The sequence below is a fragment of the Hydrogenophaga sp. genome (assembly GCF_028698005.1).
Taxonomy (GTDB): Bacteria; Pseudomonadota; Gammaproteobacteria; order Burkholderiales; family Burkholderiaceae_C; genus Hydrogenophaga.
The window spans coordinates 1-18,076 of sequence record NZ_JAQVEJ010000052.1; the positions used below are offsets into that span (position 1 = coordinate 1).

Here is an 18,076-nt window from a genome sequence, read left to right on the forward strand (position 1 = left end):
CATCGCGGGCAACAGCCGCGTGCCGGTGCGCAACCCCGAGTTCTCCAGCTACATGCAGCGCATCAAGGACGCCAACCCCGACGCGGTGCTGGCCTTCTTCCCGCTGGGCGAACTGGTGCCCCAGTTCCTGAAGGCCTATGCCAATGCCGGTCTGAAGGACACCAAGATCAAGCTGATCGGCACGGCCGACATGACGGATGAGGGCCTGCTGGACGCCAGTGGCGACACCAGCCTGGGCGTGATCACCTCGGGCCCCTACTCGGACGCCCACGACTCGCCCGAGAACAAGGCGCTGGTGGCCGATTTCAACGCGGTCGCCAGCAAGATCGGGCGCTTCAATGCCTCCGCCGTGGCGGTCTGGGATGCCCTGCGCCTGATCTATGACGGCGTGGCCGCGCAAGGCAACGCCAAGTTCGATCCGGACAAGTTCATGGCCTTCACCCGGGGACACAGCTTTGACAGCCCGCGCGGCCCGGTCACCATCGACAAGACCACGGGTGACATCACGCAGAACATCTACATCCGTCGCGTGGAGCGGCAGGACGGCGTGCTGAAGAACGTCGAGATGGTCACGTTCCCCAACGTGCCGGCCAAGTGACGTGACAGCGACCGGAGCGTGAGACACCGATGACTTCATTGTTGACGATTCTGTTCAACGGCCTGGCGTACGGCCTCCTGCTGTTCGTCATGGCCGTCGGGCTCTCGGTGACCATGGGCATGATGCAGTTCGTCAATCTGGCCCATATCAGCCTCTCGATGCTCGGCGGCTATGTGATGGTCTGGGCGATGGATGCAGCCGGTGTCCCCTTTCTGGTCAGCCTGCTGCTGGCTTTCGGAGCCTGTGCCGCGTTCTCCGTGCTGCTGGAGCGGCTCGTGTTGCGGCACTTCTATGGCGCCGACGACCTGACGCAGGTGCTGCTCACGCTCGGTCTGCTGTTCATGTCGATTGCGAGCGTGGCCTTCATCTGGGGCCCCGCGTTCAAGCCGGTCACGGTGCCGTCGTGGTTGACCGGGCAGTTCTCGGTGGCCGGGCTGCAACTGGAGCGCTACCGCCTGTTTCTGCTGGTGGCCGGGGGCTTGCTGACCCTGGTGCTGGTGTTCACCCTGGAGCGCACCCGGTTCGGTGCCATGGTGCGCGCCTGCGTGGACAGCCGCCGCGCGGCCTCGGGGTCTGGCATCAACACCGACGGTGTCTTCGCGCTGACGTTCGCCCTGGGCAGCGGGCTGGCGGGGCTCGGTGGCGCGATGTCGGTCAACCTGTTGAGCCTCGACCCGAATTTTCCCTTGCGCTACCTGGTCTATGTGCTGATCGTGGTGTCGGTCGGCGGGATGGGCAGCATCACCGGCAGCCTGCTGGCAGCCTGCCTGATCGGTGTGGCCGATGTGCTGGGCAAGTACTACCTGCCGGAGCTCGGCGGCCTGTTCATCTATTTGTTGACGGTGATCGTCATGCTGTGGCGCCCCCAGGGCCTGATGGGAAGGGCCGCCTGACATGGCTCGTATGCAGATTTCTGACTATTTCGCCCACCAGTCGCGCTGGGGGGGGTGGGAGTACGCCTTCTGGCTGCTCTGGATCGTGCTGTTCTTCGTGCCGGACAGCAACCTGGTGCTGCTGACGCAGATCCTGATCTGGGGCCTGTTCGCCATGTCGCTGGATGTCCTGCTCGGTTACCGCGGCATTCCGTCGCTGGGGCATGCGGCCTTCTTTGGCATCGGCGCCTACAGCGCGGGTTTTCTGGGCAAGTACGGCTGGACCGAGCCGATCTCCGGCCTGCTGATCTCCGCGCTGATCACCGGCTGTGCGGGCCTGGGGATGGGCCGCGTGGTGCGGGGCCTGCACGGCGTGGCGCTGCTGATGGTGACCCTGGGGCTGAACATGATCCTGTTCGATTTCGTGCAGCGCTCGACCGACATCACCGGCGGTGACGACGGCCTGCAGGACATCGTGATCGCGCCGGTGCTTGGGATGTTCCGCTTCGACATGTACGGCAAGACGGCGTATGTCTATGTGCTGGTGGTCGTCTTCATCGTCACGCTGCTGGTGCGCGCGCTGGTCAATTCGCCCTTCGGGCTGACCCTGCGGGGCAGCCGGGAAAGCACGCGGCGCATGATCATGCTGGGTGCACCGGTGGACCGGGACGTCACGCTGGCGTTCGGCGTGTCCGCTGCCATTGCCGGCATTGCCGGTGCCCTGCTGGCGCAAACCACGCAGTTCGTGGCACCCGAAATGGTCGCCTTCACCCGCTCGGCCGATGTGCTGGTGATGCTGGTCATCGGCGGGACCGCCGTGCTGTACGGCGGGTACGTGGGGGCCGCGGTCTTTCTCGTGCTGCGGGATGTGTTTGCCGCGATGAATCCGGTGTACTGGTATTTCTGGATCGGCTTGCTGCTGGTGGTCATCGTGGCCCTTTTCCGCCAGGGCATCCTGCCCAAGCTGGCCGAGAAATGGACGCGTTTCCGGGAGGGGCGGTGATGGCGGATACGGTGCTGGAAACGGTTGATCTGCAGATGGCCTTCGGCGGCCTGAAGATCTTCGAGCGGCTCAACTTTTCGCTCCGCCGGGGCGAGCGGCATGCGGTGATCGGGCCCAACGGCGCGGGCAAGAGCACGTTCGTGAACCTGGTGACGGGCGTGCTCAAGCCCGTCGCCGGGCGCCTGATGCTCGATGGCCGCGACATCACGGCGGCCACGCCCCAGGAGCGGGTGCGTGCCGGCCTGCTGAGAACCTTCCAGATCAACACGCTCTTTCCGGGGCTCAATCCGCTGGAGTCCATGGTGGTGGCGCTGTGCCAGCGTGATGCGGTGGCGCGCCCGTCGCTGCAGGCGACGGCGCGGCACACGGGGCAGATCGACGAGGGGCGCCAGTTGCTCGAGCGGTTCGGTCTGCTGGATGTGGCGCTCACACCGACCCGGATGCTGCCGTACGGGAAGCAGCGCATTCTGGAGGTGGCCCTGGCCTTCGCCATGCGGCCGCGCGTCCTGCTGCTTGACGAACCGGCGGCCGGCCTTTCCACCGCGCAGGGCGTGGCCCTGTTCGATCAACTCAGGGAGCTGGCGGCCGAAACCACGGTGCTGTTCATCGAGCACGACATGAACCTCGTGTTCAAGTACGCCGATCGGGTGTCGGTGTTTGCCGGTGGCCAGATGATTTCCCAGGGCACGCCCGACGAAGTGCGCGCGGACCCCGTTGTGACGAAGGCTTACCTTGGCAACTGACACGTCATCCATGTCGAAAGGCACACCGTTGCTGCAGATCCGGCGTTTGTGCGCCGGTTATGGCGAGGCGCGCATCCTGCACGACCTCGATCTCGACGTCTACAAGGGCGAAACCCTGGTCGTCATCGGACGCAACGGTGTCGGCAAGACCACCCTGATCGAGACGATCATCGGCCTGACCACCTACCACGCAGGGGAGATCCTCTTCGATGGCCAGGCCATCGAGAAATGGCCGGCCTATCGGCGCAACCGCCTGGGCATCGGCTGGGTGCCGCAGTCGCGCGAGGTGTTTCCGTCCCTGACGGTGGAGGAGAACCTGGAGGTGGCGGGTCGCCGTGGCGGGGCATGGAACAAGGACCGCGTCTGGGAGCTGTTCCCGCGCCTGAAGGAGCGCCGGGGCCATTACGGCAACCAGTTGTCCGGTGGTGAGCAGCAGATGCTGGCGCTGGGCCGGGCGCTGATGACCGGGCCGCAGCTGCTGCTGCTCGATGAGCCGGTCGAGGGGCTGGCACCGCTGATCGTCGTCGAGATGATGCAGGCCATCGAGCGCATGCGCCGCGAAAGCCAGATGACCATCGTGCTGGTGGAGCAGAAGTACGACCTGGCGCTGGCGCACTCCGAGCGTTGTGTGGTGATCGACCACGGCACCGTGGTGCACACCGGCCCGAGCCAGGAGCTGTTGGGCCATCAGGCCCTGATCGACGAACTGCTCGGCGTTGCCGCGGCCGGCAGCGATCCGCATCGCTGAACCGGAGCGCCGGGGCCTCGGCGACGCAGCCCGGCGCCGCACCGCTGCCGGCCCGCCGGGGCCGATCGTGTGGCGGCCTGGCGCGCGGCATTGACACTTCCCATCCGTCCGCCTATGGTGGGGCGCGGCGTTCGTGCCGACCATCGACCACCCCCACAGGAGACAGGTATGTCCAAGGTTCTCGTGCTGTATTACTCCACCTACGGCCACATGGAAACCATGGCGCAGGCCATGGCCGACGGTGCGCGCTCCACCGGAGCCACGGTGGACGTCAAGCGGGTTCCCGAGACGGTGCCCGAGGACATCGCTCGCCAGGCCCATTTCAAGCTCGACCAGGCGGCTCCGGTGGCGTCAGTGGCGGAACTGGAGCACTACGACGCCATCATCGTCGGCGCGCCGACCCGCTTCGGGCGGATGCCGTCGCAGATGGCCGCGTTTCTGGACCAGGCCGGCGGCCTGTGGGCGCGCGGCGCGCTGCAGGGCAAGGTGGGTGGCGCGTTCACCTCGACGGCCACCCAGCACGGCGGCCAGGAGGTCACGCTGTTTTCCATCGTCACCAACCTGCTGCACTTCGGCATGATCATCGTCGGCCTGCCCTATGGCTTCCAGGGGCAGATGACGCTGGACGAAGTGGTCGGTGGCAGCCCCTATGGCGCCACCACCATCGCCGGTGGCCAGGGCCAGCGCCAGCCCAGTGCGATCGAGCTCGACGGCGCGCGCTACCAGGGCCGGCTGATCGCCGAAACGGCCAACAAGCTGTTCGGCTGAGCGGGCCACCCGCCGGCACGGGCGGGCCGCCCTCAGCGCATCTGGAACAGCTCCTGATGAAACCGTTCCGGTGGCAGTCCGTTGGCGCGGAAATCGGCGCTCAGGGCCTGCCCGAACCCGGCCGGGCCGCAGAACCAGAGGCTGGCTGAGCGCCATTGCGGCACCGCGGCCCGGATGCGTTCGCCATTGAGCCGCCCGTCCCGGTCATCGACCAGCACATGCAAGCGCACGCCAGCGGCGGCGGCATCTGCCGTGAGGCGGTCGATGGCGGCTTGGTCGTAGTCGGCTGTCGTATGGAACAGATCGATCGTCCGCGTGTTCGGGTGGGCGGCGCGATGCTTGAGGCGGGCGATGAAGGGCGTGATGCCGATGCCGGCGCCGACCCAGATCTGGTGCGGCTGCGCGTCCTCGAAATCGAAGCGGCCGTAAGGGCCCTCCACCGTGACCCGCATGCCGGTCTTCAGGCGTTCCCGCAAGCGGCTGGTGTGGTCACCCAGCGCCTTGGTGATGAACGTCAGTCGGCGATCTGCCGGGTTCCAGGCCGACGCAATGGTATAGGGGTGTGCGCCCTCCGTCTGGTCCGAGGTGACGAAGGCGAACTGCCCGGCCGCGTGGCCGGGCCAGCCGGCATCGAGCTCGACCGTCGTTTCCAGGACGCGCAGGGCCGGGTAGTCGGTGATGGATTCGATGGTGCCCTGCACCTGGCGGCGGGCACCGATGCGGCCCGTCAGCGCCAGCACGGCCGCCACGGTGCCGCCGGACAGCAGGACCCCCAGCGCCCAGCCGACCGGTTGCGTCCAGTAGTCGAACGTGGTGAGCACGACGGCGTGCCAGACCAGGGCCAGGTAGGCCAGCGCCAGCCACTTGTGGGTCTTGACGAACAGGTGGTAGGGAAAGCGCTTGACCAGGGCCAGCACGATCATCACCACGGCGGCATAAAAGGCCCATTCCCCGATGGACTCGGCCAGGCCCCGCTGGCTGCGCAACCAGCCTTCCACGGCGCCCAGGGTTTCCTCCGGGCGTGGTGCGCGCACGGGCCGCTCCAGCCAGCCCCAGCCGACCATCCATTTGGTTCCCTTGGCCCACCACCAGTGCAGCACCGACACCACCAGGGCGCTGATGCCCAGCCATTTGTGCAGCCGGTACATCTTGTCCAGGCCGTCCAGGTGCGGCTCCAGCCAGATGGGCCGCATGGCCAGCCACATGGCGACACTCATCAGGCCGATGCCGAGCACCCCGCTGTACTGGACAAACACGGAGCGAAACGAGAAGTAGGTGAACGGCTCGGGGAGCAGGGTGTCGGCGGCCAGCCACAACGCCGTCAGCACGAGCCATATGACGACGAGAGAAATCTTGATGCGCTTCATGCATGTCCTCCTGACAATAGTTTTATACAACTTTATGGTACTGGCCCGGCGTGGCTGACAGACCGGCAGACCGGCAGACACGCAGCACGGGGCGCCACGAATTGACGACCGTCAGCCAGGATGCCCGGCTGGCCACAGCGGGGGCTGCGTCACCGCGGCGTGGCCGTGTCGGTGGCCGGGGCGACTTCCGGTCCGGTCCACTGCCGGCGACTGGTGCGCAACTGGTAGCGCTGCCGGTAGGCGCCGGGTGTCATGCCGGTGATGCGCACGAACAGTTTGCGCAAACTCCCCACGTCGGCGTAGCCGCATTGGTGCGCGATGGCCTCGACGGTGAGGTAGGTGGTTTGCAGGAGCGTCTTCGCCTGGGCCACCCGCAGGCTGTGCAGGTAGTCCAGTGGCGTCTGCCGGTGCACCTGGGCAAACCAGCGCAGCAGCGTGCGCGGGCTGGTGGCGGCTGCCCGCGCGGTGGCCGCCAGATCGTAGGGCTGGTCGCTGTGCGCCTGCAGCCAGCGCCGGGCCCGCTCCAGCGAACCGGCCGACAGGGGCTGCCGGGTGGGCGATTCCACCACCGCGGCCGCGGCCACCTGGCGCTGCGTGTCGAACAGCAGCACGGAAGCCACGGCGGCGGCCAGTTCGGCGATGGCGGTTTGCTTGAGCAGATCAAACAGCGCCTCCAGGGTGCCTGACAGGGCCGCCGTGGTCCAGAGGGCGCCATCGGTGTGCCACGGCCGGTCGCGCAGCCACTCGAAGGGGGCGTCGCACAGCAGGCCGATCGAGGGGGCAAACGCCCATGGGATGGCCGCTTCGCGGCCGGCCAGCAGGCCGGCATCGGCCAGCAGTGCGGTGCCGTTGAACAGCGACAGGATGGGCGCGCCGCGTGCCACATGGGCCTGAAGCAGGCTGCGGACACCGGGGGGAACGGACTGGCTGGACTGGCGCAGGAGCGGGCCGGTCGGCGCCAGCCAGCCCGGTATCACGATCACATCGAGGTTGGCCGTCGGCAGCGGGTCGGCCGCGTCAGGGGTGAACGGCTCCGGACCACCGGGCGGTGGCGGCGTGCCCAGCCACGCCCAGTGGGCCGGCGTCGATTGGTAGCGCTCGAAGGCCAGCTTGTTCACCGAGCGCAGCACGTCCATCACTGCCCAGACGTTCGCCTCGATGTCATCGGGGCTTCTGAGAATGCCGACGCGAAGCAGCGGCCGGCGATCGCTGCGCGATGGTGTAGAGGCCATGGTGGCCATTTTGACACCTTGTTTGGCGATATTGAACCTTCGACAAAGGTACCTGGTTCACTAGTATCAAAAAGTACATATTGCGTTGTTTGTTGGATACAAGGCACGGAAATTTCATACATATGTATCTTTTTTCTTCCCTCAGATCCGCGGCTAGCGGTCAATCGTCTACCTCACCACACCTAGACTGAACCAGTGCCAGTGTCACTGGGTGGGGTATCCCGTCGGGGCGTGGCATGCGGTGGGCTGTGCACCGGCAAGCCCCGCCAGGGGAGCGGTCTGACCATCCAGTTTTTCGTCCTGGCAGGTGTGCCAAACGGCACGCGAGCCTGCCTGAGCCTGTGTCTGTGTGTTGCACCATTGGAGTCTTTCGTGAACAAGAACAAGCGGGTTTTCCGTCCATCCAGCCGAGCCATTGCCCTGGAGCCCAGGTTGCTGTTCGACGGCGCGGGCGCCGTGGCGGTGGTGGATGCCCAGGCCGATCAGCCTGCGGAGCCGGCACCGGCTCCTGCACCTGCCGCCGAAGCGCCAGCCCCGGCGCCTGCACCGGAGGCGGCGCCCGAACCGGCCGCTGCGGCCAACACCGAATCCGTGTCAGCCACCGGCGATGGCGATAGCAGCGCCGATGCCGATGACACTGTGGTCAGCCCCGCTGCCACCCAAAGCGCGGGCGATGACGAAAGCGACGACGGCAGCGATGAGGAGGCAAGCGCCGCCGATGAGGACGATGCCACCGACGTCGTGAGCGCCGATGGCGAGGCGGAGGCGGACACGAGCGCAGACGGCGAAGCGGACGCGAGCACCGACACCACCGATGATGCCGCCACTTTGGCCGCTGTCGACGAAGCCGGCGACGGCGACGACACCGACCCGGCGGCCATCGACGCCCCCACAGAAGAAGCCACCACCCTCGTGGTGGTGGACGCCCGTGTGGCCGAGCAAGAGGGTTTCACCCTCGACGTGCCCGCCAACGTCACCGTGCGCGTGGTCCAGAACGACGAATCCGGCCTGGACGCCGTCAGCAACGAACTCGCCAGCAACCCGGGCCGCCAGTACGACACCGTCCATATCATCAGCCACGGCACGCCGGGCAGCCTGTCGCTGGGCAACGAGGTCATCAGCGGCGGCAGCCTGACCGCTGCCCAGCGCGAAAAGCTGACGGGCTGGGCGCTGTACCTCACCGACGAGGCCGACATCCTGCTCTACGGCTGCGACATCGCCGCCGGCAGCGAGGGCGAGGCCTTCATCACCGAAATGGCGCACCTGACCGGCGCCGACATCGCCGCCTCGACCGACGCCACCGGCGCCGAGGAACTGGGCGGCGACTGGGATCTGGAATTGGCCACGGGTGCGATCGAGGCGACGGCATTGACGGTGGCGGGTTTCAATGGGCTGCTGGCGGCAAAACCTACCGTGGCAATCACCGTGCCTGCTGCGGGTGAAGTGCTCATTGGTGAAAACTTTGACTTCACACTGACCTTCTCGAACCCGGGTGACGACGGCTATGGCCCCTACATCGACCTGTTCCTGCCGCTGGGTGAAGATGACGACGACGGCGTCACCATCGCCCCCAGCGGCGCCATCACCTACCTGGGTAGCCCGGTCAACTACCAGGTCATCACGCTCAATAGCTCGGGCACGCACGATCACCCGTACTTCCGCGACACATCGAACCAGCCGGGAACGATCACGGGCGAGCCCGGCCAGCGCGTAGTGGTGATCGAACTGCCCTTCGGCAGCTACACCAGCGGCCAACCCGCGGCCGAGCTCCAGGTGACGGCCTCGCTGTCCAGCCATGCCGACCGCGACGCGCCGCTGGACATCGCGGCCCGCGCCGGCTTCCGCTACGGCCACACGCCCACGGCCGACTACGCGACCGACCCCAGCGTGGACGGCGCCGTGTCCTCAAGCAGCATTACCCCGGTGCTGGTGGAGTACGAACACGACTTCGACCACGCCGAAGGCGAAACCGCCACTGGCCCGAACTTCCCGCGCGAGATGACCACCACCATCACGGTGGCGCCTGGGCAGGAGCTGGAGAACTACGTGTTTACCGTCGATGTGCCGGCCAACATCGTGGTCACCGGCGTCAACGGCGTGCCGCTGGGCACCCCCGTCACCGGAGGCGGCACGGTGACCCATCCCATGGGCACGGTCAGCGGCACCCAGGCGGTCACCATCCAGTACTACGTGCCCGACGTGCTCGATGAGCACACGGGTGCGCCGGGCACGGTGCAGTTCCAGGTCTCCGGCACGGGCGACTGGGACCCGCTGGACGCCCGCGATGCCGAGGAGGTCGTGGAATACGACCCGGCCGGTGTGGAGTTCGAGCACACCATCCGCTCGCTCGCGGTGCAAAAGGACGTCGCGAACGTCACGGACGCGCAGAATAGTGTTGGCGATACGCTGGAATACACCATCAACTTCCAGGTGTCGGACTACCACCGCTTCAAGGATGTCGTCATCACCGACACCATCGACGATGGGCACGCGCTCACCACGCCGCTGACCTTGGAACTGTGGTACCAGGGCACCCTGCACACGATCGACCTGACGGGTCACTACATTGACAGCCCGCCCCTGGTCGACCCTGATCCGGCCATCGATGGCAACGTCATTCGCACCTTCAACATTTCTGCGGCGGTGCAGGCCTATGCCGTGGCCAACAGCCTCTCAGGCGACATCGCGCAGGGCATCCTGCGCGGCGGTAAATTCGCCGGGGACGACGAGGGTGGCACCTATGGCCGCATCGTCTACCAGGCCACCATCGACAACACCTTCGATTCGCCGGTGGATCCTGGCGACCCCCAGATCAACCACGGCGACCACCTGGCCACCAGCGCCACCATCCAGGGCACGGTGCTCAAGGCCGACAACACCAACGGCGATCCGGTCCAGGACGAAACCGCCACCGACGTCGAGATCGCCAGCGGCGGCCTGTCGCTGAAGATCGTCGGCATCAACGGCGCTGCGGGCAATGGCAGCGGCGGCATCAGCCCGGGCAACACTGTCACCTACGAACTGACCTACGAGCTGGGCACGGGTGACTTCGAGAATCTCCGGCTCGATGCCTTCCTGCCCAAGCCGGTGTTCAATGTGGGCGATCCGGATGCCGATGGCACGCCCAGCGGATGGACCTATGACGGCAACAACGGCACGGGAACGGGGATGCCGGCGGTCGGACACTGGGTGCTGGTGAACGAGTTGGGCAATGTGATCACCGACTCTGATGGAAACCCCCTCACTCCCTCCTTGACCACGATTCCCGGCGCAAACGGCCTGAGCTTCGACCTGGGCTCCCGGGAGGACAGCATCAACGCATCCACCCGGGTGGTCATCCGCTTCACCGTGGAGGTCAACGACGATCCCTTCGCCGATGGCCTGTACCTCACGGCGCAGGCGCAGGCGTCGGAGCACAACACCCCGGGCGTACCGACGACCCACCAGGACATCATCCAGATCCAGCTCAACGAGCCGCAACTGGAGATCCGCCATGGCGTGGTGTCGCACATCGACACCGAAGGGGACAACACCCTGACCGGTACCACCGGAACCTGGGCCGATCCCGGCAGCATCGGCGCGCCCTTCTCCGGCCCGATCACCGACATCAGCGGCATCGACGGCAACATCACGGGCATCGACGCCGGCGACCGCGTGCGCTTCGGTGTCGGCATCATCAACACCGGCGGCTATGGCGCGTACGACATCAGCACCAGCGCCATCACCGCGCCTCCCGGCTTCGACTTCACCGATGCCGCTGGCAACGTGGTGGCGGATATCGCCAATGCCAACCTCCAGGTGTGGCTGGGCGATGGCACGCTGCTGGTGGCCGGCACGGACTACACGGTTTCGGCCGCAGGCGTCATCGAACTGATCGACGTGGCGGGCAACCCCGCGCTGGAGGCCGGCCGTGACGGGGACACGGACGCCACCCATGGCAGGAACGTCCTCGTCATCACCTACGACGCGGTGGCCGTGGACACCATCGCCGCCGGCCTGGACACGACCTCCACCGTGGCGGTGGCGGACTACTCCAACCGCGACGGCGGCGTGGCCGCTGGCGACGACTTCCTGCCCGGCACCAACGTGATCTCCGACGACGCCACGGCGGCAGCGAAGGCGCCGGAGGTCCGCATCGTGTTCCAGGATGGCGGCATTTCGCCCGACGACTCCAGCGCCTCGCACACCACGGACGCCAACATGGTCATCGGCGAGTCGATGGTCTACGACATCGTGGTGACGCTGCCCGAAGGCACGACGCACGACCTGAAGGTGGATGCGCTGGTGCCGCCGGGCATGAGGCTGGACACCAGCTACAACGGCGGTCTGGGCTACGAGATCATCACGGTGGCCGGCGCCGGTGGCAGCGGTGCCTTGACGAGCAATTTCGCCGGCACCCTGGGTGTGCCCACCGTCACCGGCGACACGGGCGCGGTCGGCGAGGATCCGCGCTTCAGCTTCGGCGACGTCACCACCACGGGCAACAACAGCTTGGGCGACAACAGCTTCGTCATCCGCGTTCGTGCGATCGTCGCCAATGACATAAGCAACCAGGATGGCACCACGCGCGACATGGCCACCAGGCTGGTCTATGACGACGGCGGCGCCGACACCAACACCGTGGTCGCCGGTACGGGCTCGCCCACCATCACCATCCGCGAGCCGCAACAGACCATCGTCAAGGAAGTGGATACCGATCTGGACGGCGACTACGACGACGCAGAACCGGCGATCGATGCGGGCGACGAGGTGCGCTATCGCACGACCATTTCCAACCCCGCTGCCGCCGACGGTGGCGTGGACGCTTTCGACCTGAAGTTCACCGATCCCTATACGGGCTATGTGAACCTGGATCACGGCAGCCTGACCGTGATCCATCAGACACTGGGCGGCCCCGTCGACGTGTCCCACCTGTTTGAATGGAACGTCGATGGACTGGAGATCATCGACGGCGTCAACCTCGATCTGGCCGCCGGTGAAAGCATCGTCATCTCCGTGACATCCGTGGCCAGTTCCGGGGTGGCGGGTGTCTCCTCGTTCGACGAGGGCGAGGCCTATGTGTACTGGAGCAGCATCGACAGCGCCAGCAATGATGACGATAGCCATCGCGACCAGGACGAGCGCGACGGCCGCGACGGGGAAGGCGCTGGTGACCTGCTCAACAACTATGTGAGTCACGGTCGCGCGCAGGTGAACGTGCATGGCGGATACGTCCTCAGCCGTGTGGGCGGCTTGGCGGACACGGCTGCGCCGGGGGATACGGCAGCGGATGCGCAGGACGTGGCCGTGGGCGAAATCGTGCGTTTCCGCCTGGTGATGCGCGTGCCCGAGGGCAATATCGACAACCTCAACATCACGCCCAACCTGCCGCCGGGCTATGAACTGCTGGGCACTGGTGCCACCTGGGCCCTGGTGGGCAACGACCCCACCGGCGGATTCAACGTGGACGGTTCGCCTGCGGCCAATCATGTCGTTGGCAACTCGGCGGACAACATCGAGAACTCGCTCAACAGCGGTAACACCCCTGGCGCCGGCGGGCGCCCCGGCACGGCCATCAGCCCCATGGGCGGCGTGTTCGTGCTGGGTGACATCGAGAACCTCGACCGCGATGCCGATGGCGAGTACCTGATCCTCGAATTCAACGCGGTGGTGAGCAACGTGGCCGGCAACACGGCCGGCACGGACCTCGTGACCACCGTCACCGTGCGCAGCGGCGACACGGAGCTGGGCACGAGCAATACAACCACCGACAACGTGGTCGAGCCGCAGATCAGCGCGATCACCAAGGATGTGGTGGATACCGCGCCGGGCGCGCAGGGCGCCACGTCCACCATCACGGTGCGCAACGCGTTCAACACCGGCGGCACGGATGCTGCGCCGGCGTATGACGTGGTGCTGACAGACGACTTCCCGAGCGGAGAGAGTGACACCTACGTGTTCGACCGCCTGGTCGTGGGGGGGACGACCTACACGTCCGCCGACACGGCCGCCGCCGCTGCCGCCGGCATCACCTGGACGGTGAGCACCACCGGCATCAGCGTGAACTTCGACAGGCTGGCCCCGGCAACAGGCGTCGAGCTGTTCTACACGGTCGATGTGCCCACCGACGCGGAACAGGCGGCCTCGGACCCGACCAACGCCACGGTGACCTGGAGCAGCCTGCCGGACGGCGACGGCAGCTTCTCGAACACCGGTTTCGCGGGTTCGATGGTCGGCGCGGACGGTGAAGCTACTGGCGAGCGCGACGGCAGCGGCGTCGGCCCCAACACCTACACCCGCAGCGATCCGGCCGGCTACGGCACGATCAGCGGCGTGCTGTGGGACGACACCAACGACCGCGATGGCGCCATCGACGTGGGCGAAACCCGTCTGGCTGGCCAAACCGTGGAACTGCACTGGGCTGGAGCGGATGGCATCTTCGGCAGCGGCGACGACCGCGTGCTGAGCACCACCACGGACGCGAACGGCGAGTACAGCTTCGGCGCCCTGCCTGGAGCCGGGCTGGTGTCGGGCAACTACCGCATCATCGCGCCGGCCACGGTCACGCTGACGACCGCGGGCGACGAAGACGACTTGAGCGTGCGCTGGGATGCCGATGCCGGCACGCTGGGCACCATCGAGGTGACGTTGGGCGAGGGCGCCACTTCGGTCGAACGCAACGTGGGTTACCTGCAGGTCAACGACGCGCCTGTGGTGACGATCACCAACGGCTCGGTCATCTTCGTCGAGGGTGTGGACCGTACCGGCGCCGATCCGCTCGGCGAAGACCGCGACGTGCTGGGCGACCCGGTGGACCTGGGCCCGGTGACCATCACCGACCCGGAACTGCACCGCGACCCCGGCCAGCTGGACGACTTCAACGGCACCACGCTGACCGTCGGCCGCAGCGACGGGGCCGGCGGCTTCGCCCCCGACGCCGAAGACGTGCTGAGCTTCAACAGCTCGGTCACAGTGACGGGCGGCGCCATCGCCGTGGGCGGCACCACCGTGGGCAGCGTCAGCAACGTGGGCGGGCAACTGGAGATCACCTTCAACGGCGATGCCGACGCCGACGCGGTCAACACCGTGGCCAGCGCCATCACCTACGCCAACAGCTCCGACACGCCACCGCTCAACGTGACGCTGCGCTTCCGCTTCAATGACGCGAACGACGACAGCAAGCAGGGCAGCGGCGGGGCGCTATACGGCGATGACACCATCGTCGTGAACATCACGGCGCGCAACGACCCGCCGGAGGCCACGGACAACGTCAACAGCGTGACCGAGTCCGACGGGCAGCCCGACCCCGGTGCCAGTGTGACGGGCAACCTGCGCAACGACGATAACGGCAACGGTGTGGACAGCGACCCGGAGACCGCGCTGGGCGATCTGCGCATCACCGAGATCGGGCCCGTCGGCGGAACGGCCGAACCCATCCCGGCGGGCGGCGTCACCGTGGATGGCCAGTACGGCACGCTCACCATCCACCCCGATGGCAGCTACACCTACGTGCTGAACGAAAGCCACCCGAGCGTCAACAGCCTGGGCACGGGCGATACGCTTACCGACGTGTTCGACTACACCCTGGCCGATGAGGATGGCCTGACCGACACCGCCACGTTGACCATCACCATCAATGGCCGAACGGACGGTGGCGGCGCCACGCCGCCCACCATCGGCCCCGAGGACGAGAACGGGACCGACGACCCCGCCGACCCGTCGACGCAGGGCCAGAACACGGTGTACGAAGCCGGCCTGGGCGATGCGGGCGACGACAGCGAGATCGCCACCGGCGATATCGTGGTGAACGCCCCCGATGGCATCAGGTCGGTGACGATCGAAGGGACGACCCTCACGTACGCCGAACTGCAGGACATCAGCGATGGCGTCACGCCGCCGGTGAGCATCGACACGGACGAAGGCACGCTGGTCATCACGGGTATCCGCGATGTGCAGGGGCCGACCGGTGTACCCACGCAACTGGTGATCGAGTACGAGTACACGCTCAAGGACCCCGTGGCGCACTCGGGCCCGTATACCGACGACATCGCTCTGCTGGTGACGGACAGCAAGCCCACGCCCGATACGGGCTCGGGCACGCTGAGCATCGCCATCATCAACGATGTGCCGCAAGCCGTGGACGACCTTCACCCGGACGTGGTGACCGAGGGCGAAACCGGGACCGGCGACGTGCTTGGCAACGACCACTCCGGCGCCGATGGCTGGCCCGCCAGCGGCAATACCGTGATCGGCGTGGTGCCTGGCACGCCTGGCGGAACACCGTCCGGAGGTGTCGGCGTCCCGATCGTGGGCACCTACGGCACGCTCACGCTCAATGCCGACGGCAGCTACACCTATGAGGCCAACGCCGGCATCACCGATCCCAACCCGGTGGACGTGTTCACCTACACGGTGGAGGATGCCGACGGCGATCCATCTACCGCCACGCTGACCATCCACATCAACAACATCCCGGACCCGGTCGCTTCGTTGCCGCCGCAGGTGGGTGTGGACGGCGAGGGCGGCATCAACATCCCCACCTCCGGCGGATTTGTCGACATCGACGGCGACCCGCTCACCTACGAGGCCACCGACCTGCCGCCGGGCCTGACGATCGACCCGAACACGGGCGTGATCACCGGCACGCTGGACAACAGCGCCTCGCAGGGCGGCAACACGGGTACGCCAGGCGTGTATGAGGTGACGGTGACGGTGACCGATCCGCACGGCCAGACCGCCTCGCAGACCTTTACCTACACGGTGACCAACCCGCCGCCGGTGGCGCATGACGACACCCGCACCACGCGCGAGGACACGCCGGTGAGCGGCAACGTGATCGGGGGCGGCGGCCGGGGCGACGTGCCCGATGGCGATCCCGATGGCGACGACCTCACGGTGACGGAGATCGTCGTCAACGGCCGCACCTACACCTTCGGGCCGGGCACGCCCTCGCACACCATCACCTTGAACGAGGGCCGGCTGGTGTTCAGGGAGGACGGCAGCTACACCTTCACGCCCAAGCCCGACTGGCACGGCCGCGTGCCGCCGGTGACCTACACCATCAGTGATGGCGAGGGCGGCACGGCCACGGCGGTGCTGCGCATCACCGTCACGCCGGTGCCCGACATCGTGCCCGACACCGCCACCACCGAGCCGGGCAAGCCGGTGACGATCCCGGTGCTGGACAACGACGACTTCGAGGGCAAGAACCCCAGGGTCACGGGCACGACGCCGCCGGCCAATGGCACGGTGACGATCAACCCCGACGGCAGCATCACCTACACGCCGAACCCGGGTTTCACGGGCACCGACACCTTCACCTACACGGTGACCAGTGGCGGCGTGACCGAGACCACCACGGTGACGGTGCAGGTGCTGCCTGGCCAGCCCACGGGGCCTCAGGGCTTGCCGCCCGACCGACCGGGTGCGTCCGGGCCTGGCCTGTGGCCGGGGCCGTACTCCCCCGATGCGTGGGGCCACGGCCTGCCGCGCGTGGACATCCCGTTCGAGCCGATCACCTACGTGCACGATGCGGTGGTGGCGTCGCAGGCCGAGCGCGTGCTGGGCGATGCCCGCGCCAGCAGCCGTATCGACCTGGCGCGGCCCTACGACAGCGGCGTGCGCGTGCCGGGCATGGACCTGGGCATGGACCCGGCGCTGTTCGTGCAGCACGCGGTGCGCGGCTCGCAGAGCCTGGCCGACTTCATGCACAGCCTGGTGCAGGGCCGCCTGAGCCGGGTGTCGCTCGGCGCCGACCATGATCTGGCGGCGCCCGAACTGCACCAGCCCGATGCCGGCCGCCTCGTCCATCAACCGGCGCCACAGGGCCAAGGCCAGGGTCAGGGCGACGCGGCCAGGCCGGCGCCCGAGCCGCAGAAGACCTCGGCGGCCGATGCCGCCGCGATGCCGGCGACGGCGGCCTTCGTGCCGGCCGATGCCGGGGTGGCGGAAGAAGGCGCCGACCATGCGCCTGCCCAGGCGGCGCGCATGGCGCCTTCTTTCGCCGATCAGTTGAGGGGAGGGGCGGGACGACTGCCCATGTCCGCAGCCCGTGTTTGAACTTGTCTCAACCAGAAACGAGAAATGACCATGCAGAACACCAACCACAAACTTCGTTCCGCCACCGAGTTCCTGGTCCGCCCGCGCATGCTCGCGCTGTCGGCCGCCCTGTTCCTGGCCGGCTGCGGCTCGCTGGCGCCGGTGCCCTACGAGGCCGACGAGATCCGCGACCGCGCCGCGCAGGACCGGGTGCAGATGTACGCCGACCAGGAGCCGATCGCGGCGCCGCTGACCTTCCACGAGGCGGCCGCGCGCGCGCTCAAGTACAACCTCGACTACCGCCTCAAGCTGATGGAAAGCGCGCTCTCGCGCAGCCTGCACGATGTGTCCTCGCACGAGATGCTGCCGCGCCTGGTGGCCGGCGCCGGCTACGTGTACCGCAACAACGACTCGGGCGGCAGCTCCATCGGCATCATCGACCGCGAGGAATCGCTGCGCCCGTCCACCTCGCAAGAGCGCGAGCGCACGCTGGCCAACCTGAACTTCTCGTGGAATGCGCTGGACTTCGGCGTCTCGTACTACCGCGCGCAGCAGAAGGCCGACCAGGTGCTGATGGCCGAGGAGCGCCGCCGCAAGGTGGTGCAGAACGTGCTGCAGGACGTGCGCAACAGCTACTGGCGTGCCCTGGGTGCGCAAAAGCTCATCGGCCGTGTGGACGATCTGCTGGCGCGCGTGAACACGGCGCTGGCCAATGCCAAGGAGGTCGA

The 18,076-nt window shown here is 67.2% G+C and carries 10 protein-coding genes; 8 read left to right on the plus strand and 2 right to left on the minus strand.

Annotated elements, in window-relative coordinates; genetic code table 11:
- The 6 genes from PHQ87_RS07415 to wrbA form a co-directional block, all read left to right on the plus strand.
- Positions 1-598: ABC transporter substrate-binding protein (locus PHQ87_RS07415; RefSeq protein ID WP_300232645.1), on the plus strand; the 598-nt coding region annotated here is incomplete at its 5' end.
- A 29-nt stretch (positions 599-627) separates the two neighbouring features.
- A complete protein-coding gene (locus tag PHQ87_RS07420; RefSeq protein ID WP_300232648.1) occupies positions 628-1,491 on the plus strand; it encodes a branched-chain amino acid ABC transporter permease in 864 nt (287 codons plus the stop codon).
- 10 nt (positions 1,492-1,501) lie between these two features.
- The gene (locus PHQ87_RS07425; RefSeq protein WP_300232651.1) at positions 1,502-2,473 is read left to right on the plus strand and encodes a branched-chain amino acid ABC transporter permease; all 972 of its coding nucleotides are present in this window, start codon (positions 1,502-1,504) and stop codon (positions 2,471-2,473) included.
- Positions 2,473-3,216 (plus strand): ABC transporter ATP-binding protein, encoded by a 744-nt coding sequence (locus tag PHQ87_RS07430; protein ID WP_300232653.1) that lies wholly within the window; start codon positions 2,473-2,475, stop codon positions 3,214-3,216. The genes PHQ87_RS07425 and PHQ87_RS07430 overlap by 1 nt, the downstream gene beginning before the upstream one ends.
- 10 nt (positions 3,217-3,226) lie before the next feature.
- Positions 3,227-3,964, plus strand: a complete 738-nt coding sequence (locus PHQ87_RS07435; RefSeq protein ID WP_300232654.1) for an ABC transporter ATP-binding protein — start codon at positions 3,227-3,229, stop codon at positions 3,962-3,964.
- A gap of 168 nt (positions 3,965-4,132) precedes the next feature.
- Positions 4,133-4,732 carry an NAD(P)H:quinone oxidoreductase gene (gene wrbA, locus PHQ87_RS07440; RefSeq protein WP_300232655.1) on the plus strand — a complete coding sequence of 200 codons (600 nt, stop codon included), beginning with the start codon at positions 4,133-4,135 and terminating at the stop codon, positions 4,730-4,732.
- A 32-nt stretch (positions 4,733-4,764) separates the two neighbouring features.
- Here the strand turns inward: wrbA and PHQ87_RS07445 are convergent, their stop codons facing one another.
- Positions 4,765-6,099, minus strand: coding sequence for a ferric reductase-like transmembrane domain-containing protein (locus PHQ87_RS07445; protein ID WP_300232656.1), 1,335 nt, complete (start codon positions 6,097-6,099; stop codon positions 4,765-4,767).
- A gap of 149 nt (positions 6,100-6,248) precedes the next feature.
- Positions 6,249-7,331 (minus strand): helix-turn-helix domain-containing protein, encoded by a 1,083-nt coding sequence (locus PHQ87_RS07450; RefSeq protein ID WP_300232658.1) that lies wholly within the window; start codon positions 7,329-7,331, stop codon positions 6,249-6,251.
- A gap of 372 nt (positions 7,332-7,703) precedes the next feature.
- On the opposite strand from PHQ87_RS07450, the gene PHQ87_RS07455 reads away from it, so the two are divergent.
- Together PHQ87_RS07455 and PHQ87_RS07460 are read left to right on the plus strand one after the other, a co-directional pair.
- Positions 7,704-17,369, plus strand: a complete 9,666-nt coding sequence (locus tag PHQ87_RS07455; RefSeq protein WP_300232660.1) for a DUF4347 domain-containing protein — start codon at positions 7,704-7,706, stop codon at positions 17,367-17,369.
- 24 nt (positions 17,370-17,393) lie between these two features.
- A partial coding sequence (locus tag PHQ87_RS07460; RefSeq protein ID WP_300232661.1) for a TolC family protein occupies positions 17,394-18,076 on the plus strand: 683 nt, incomplete at its 3' end.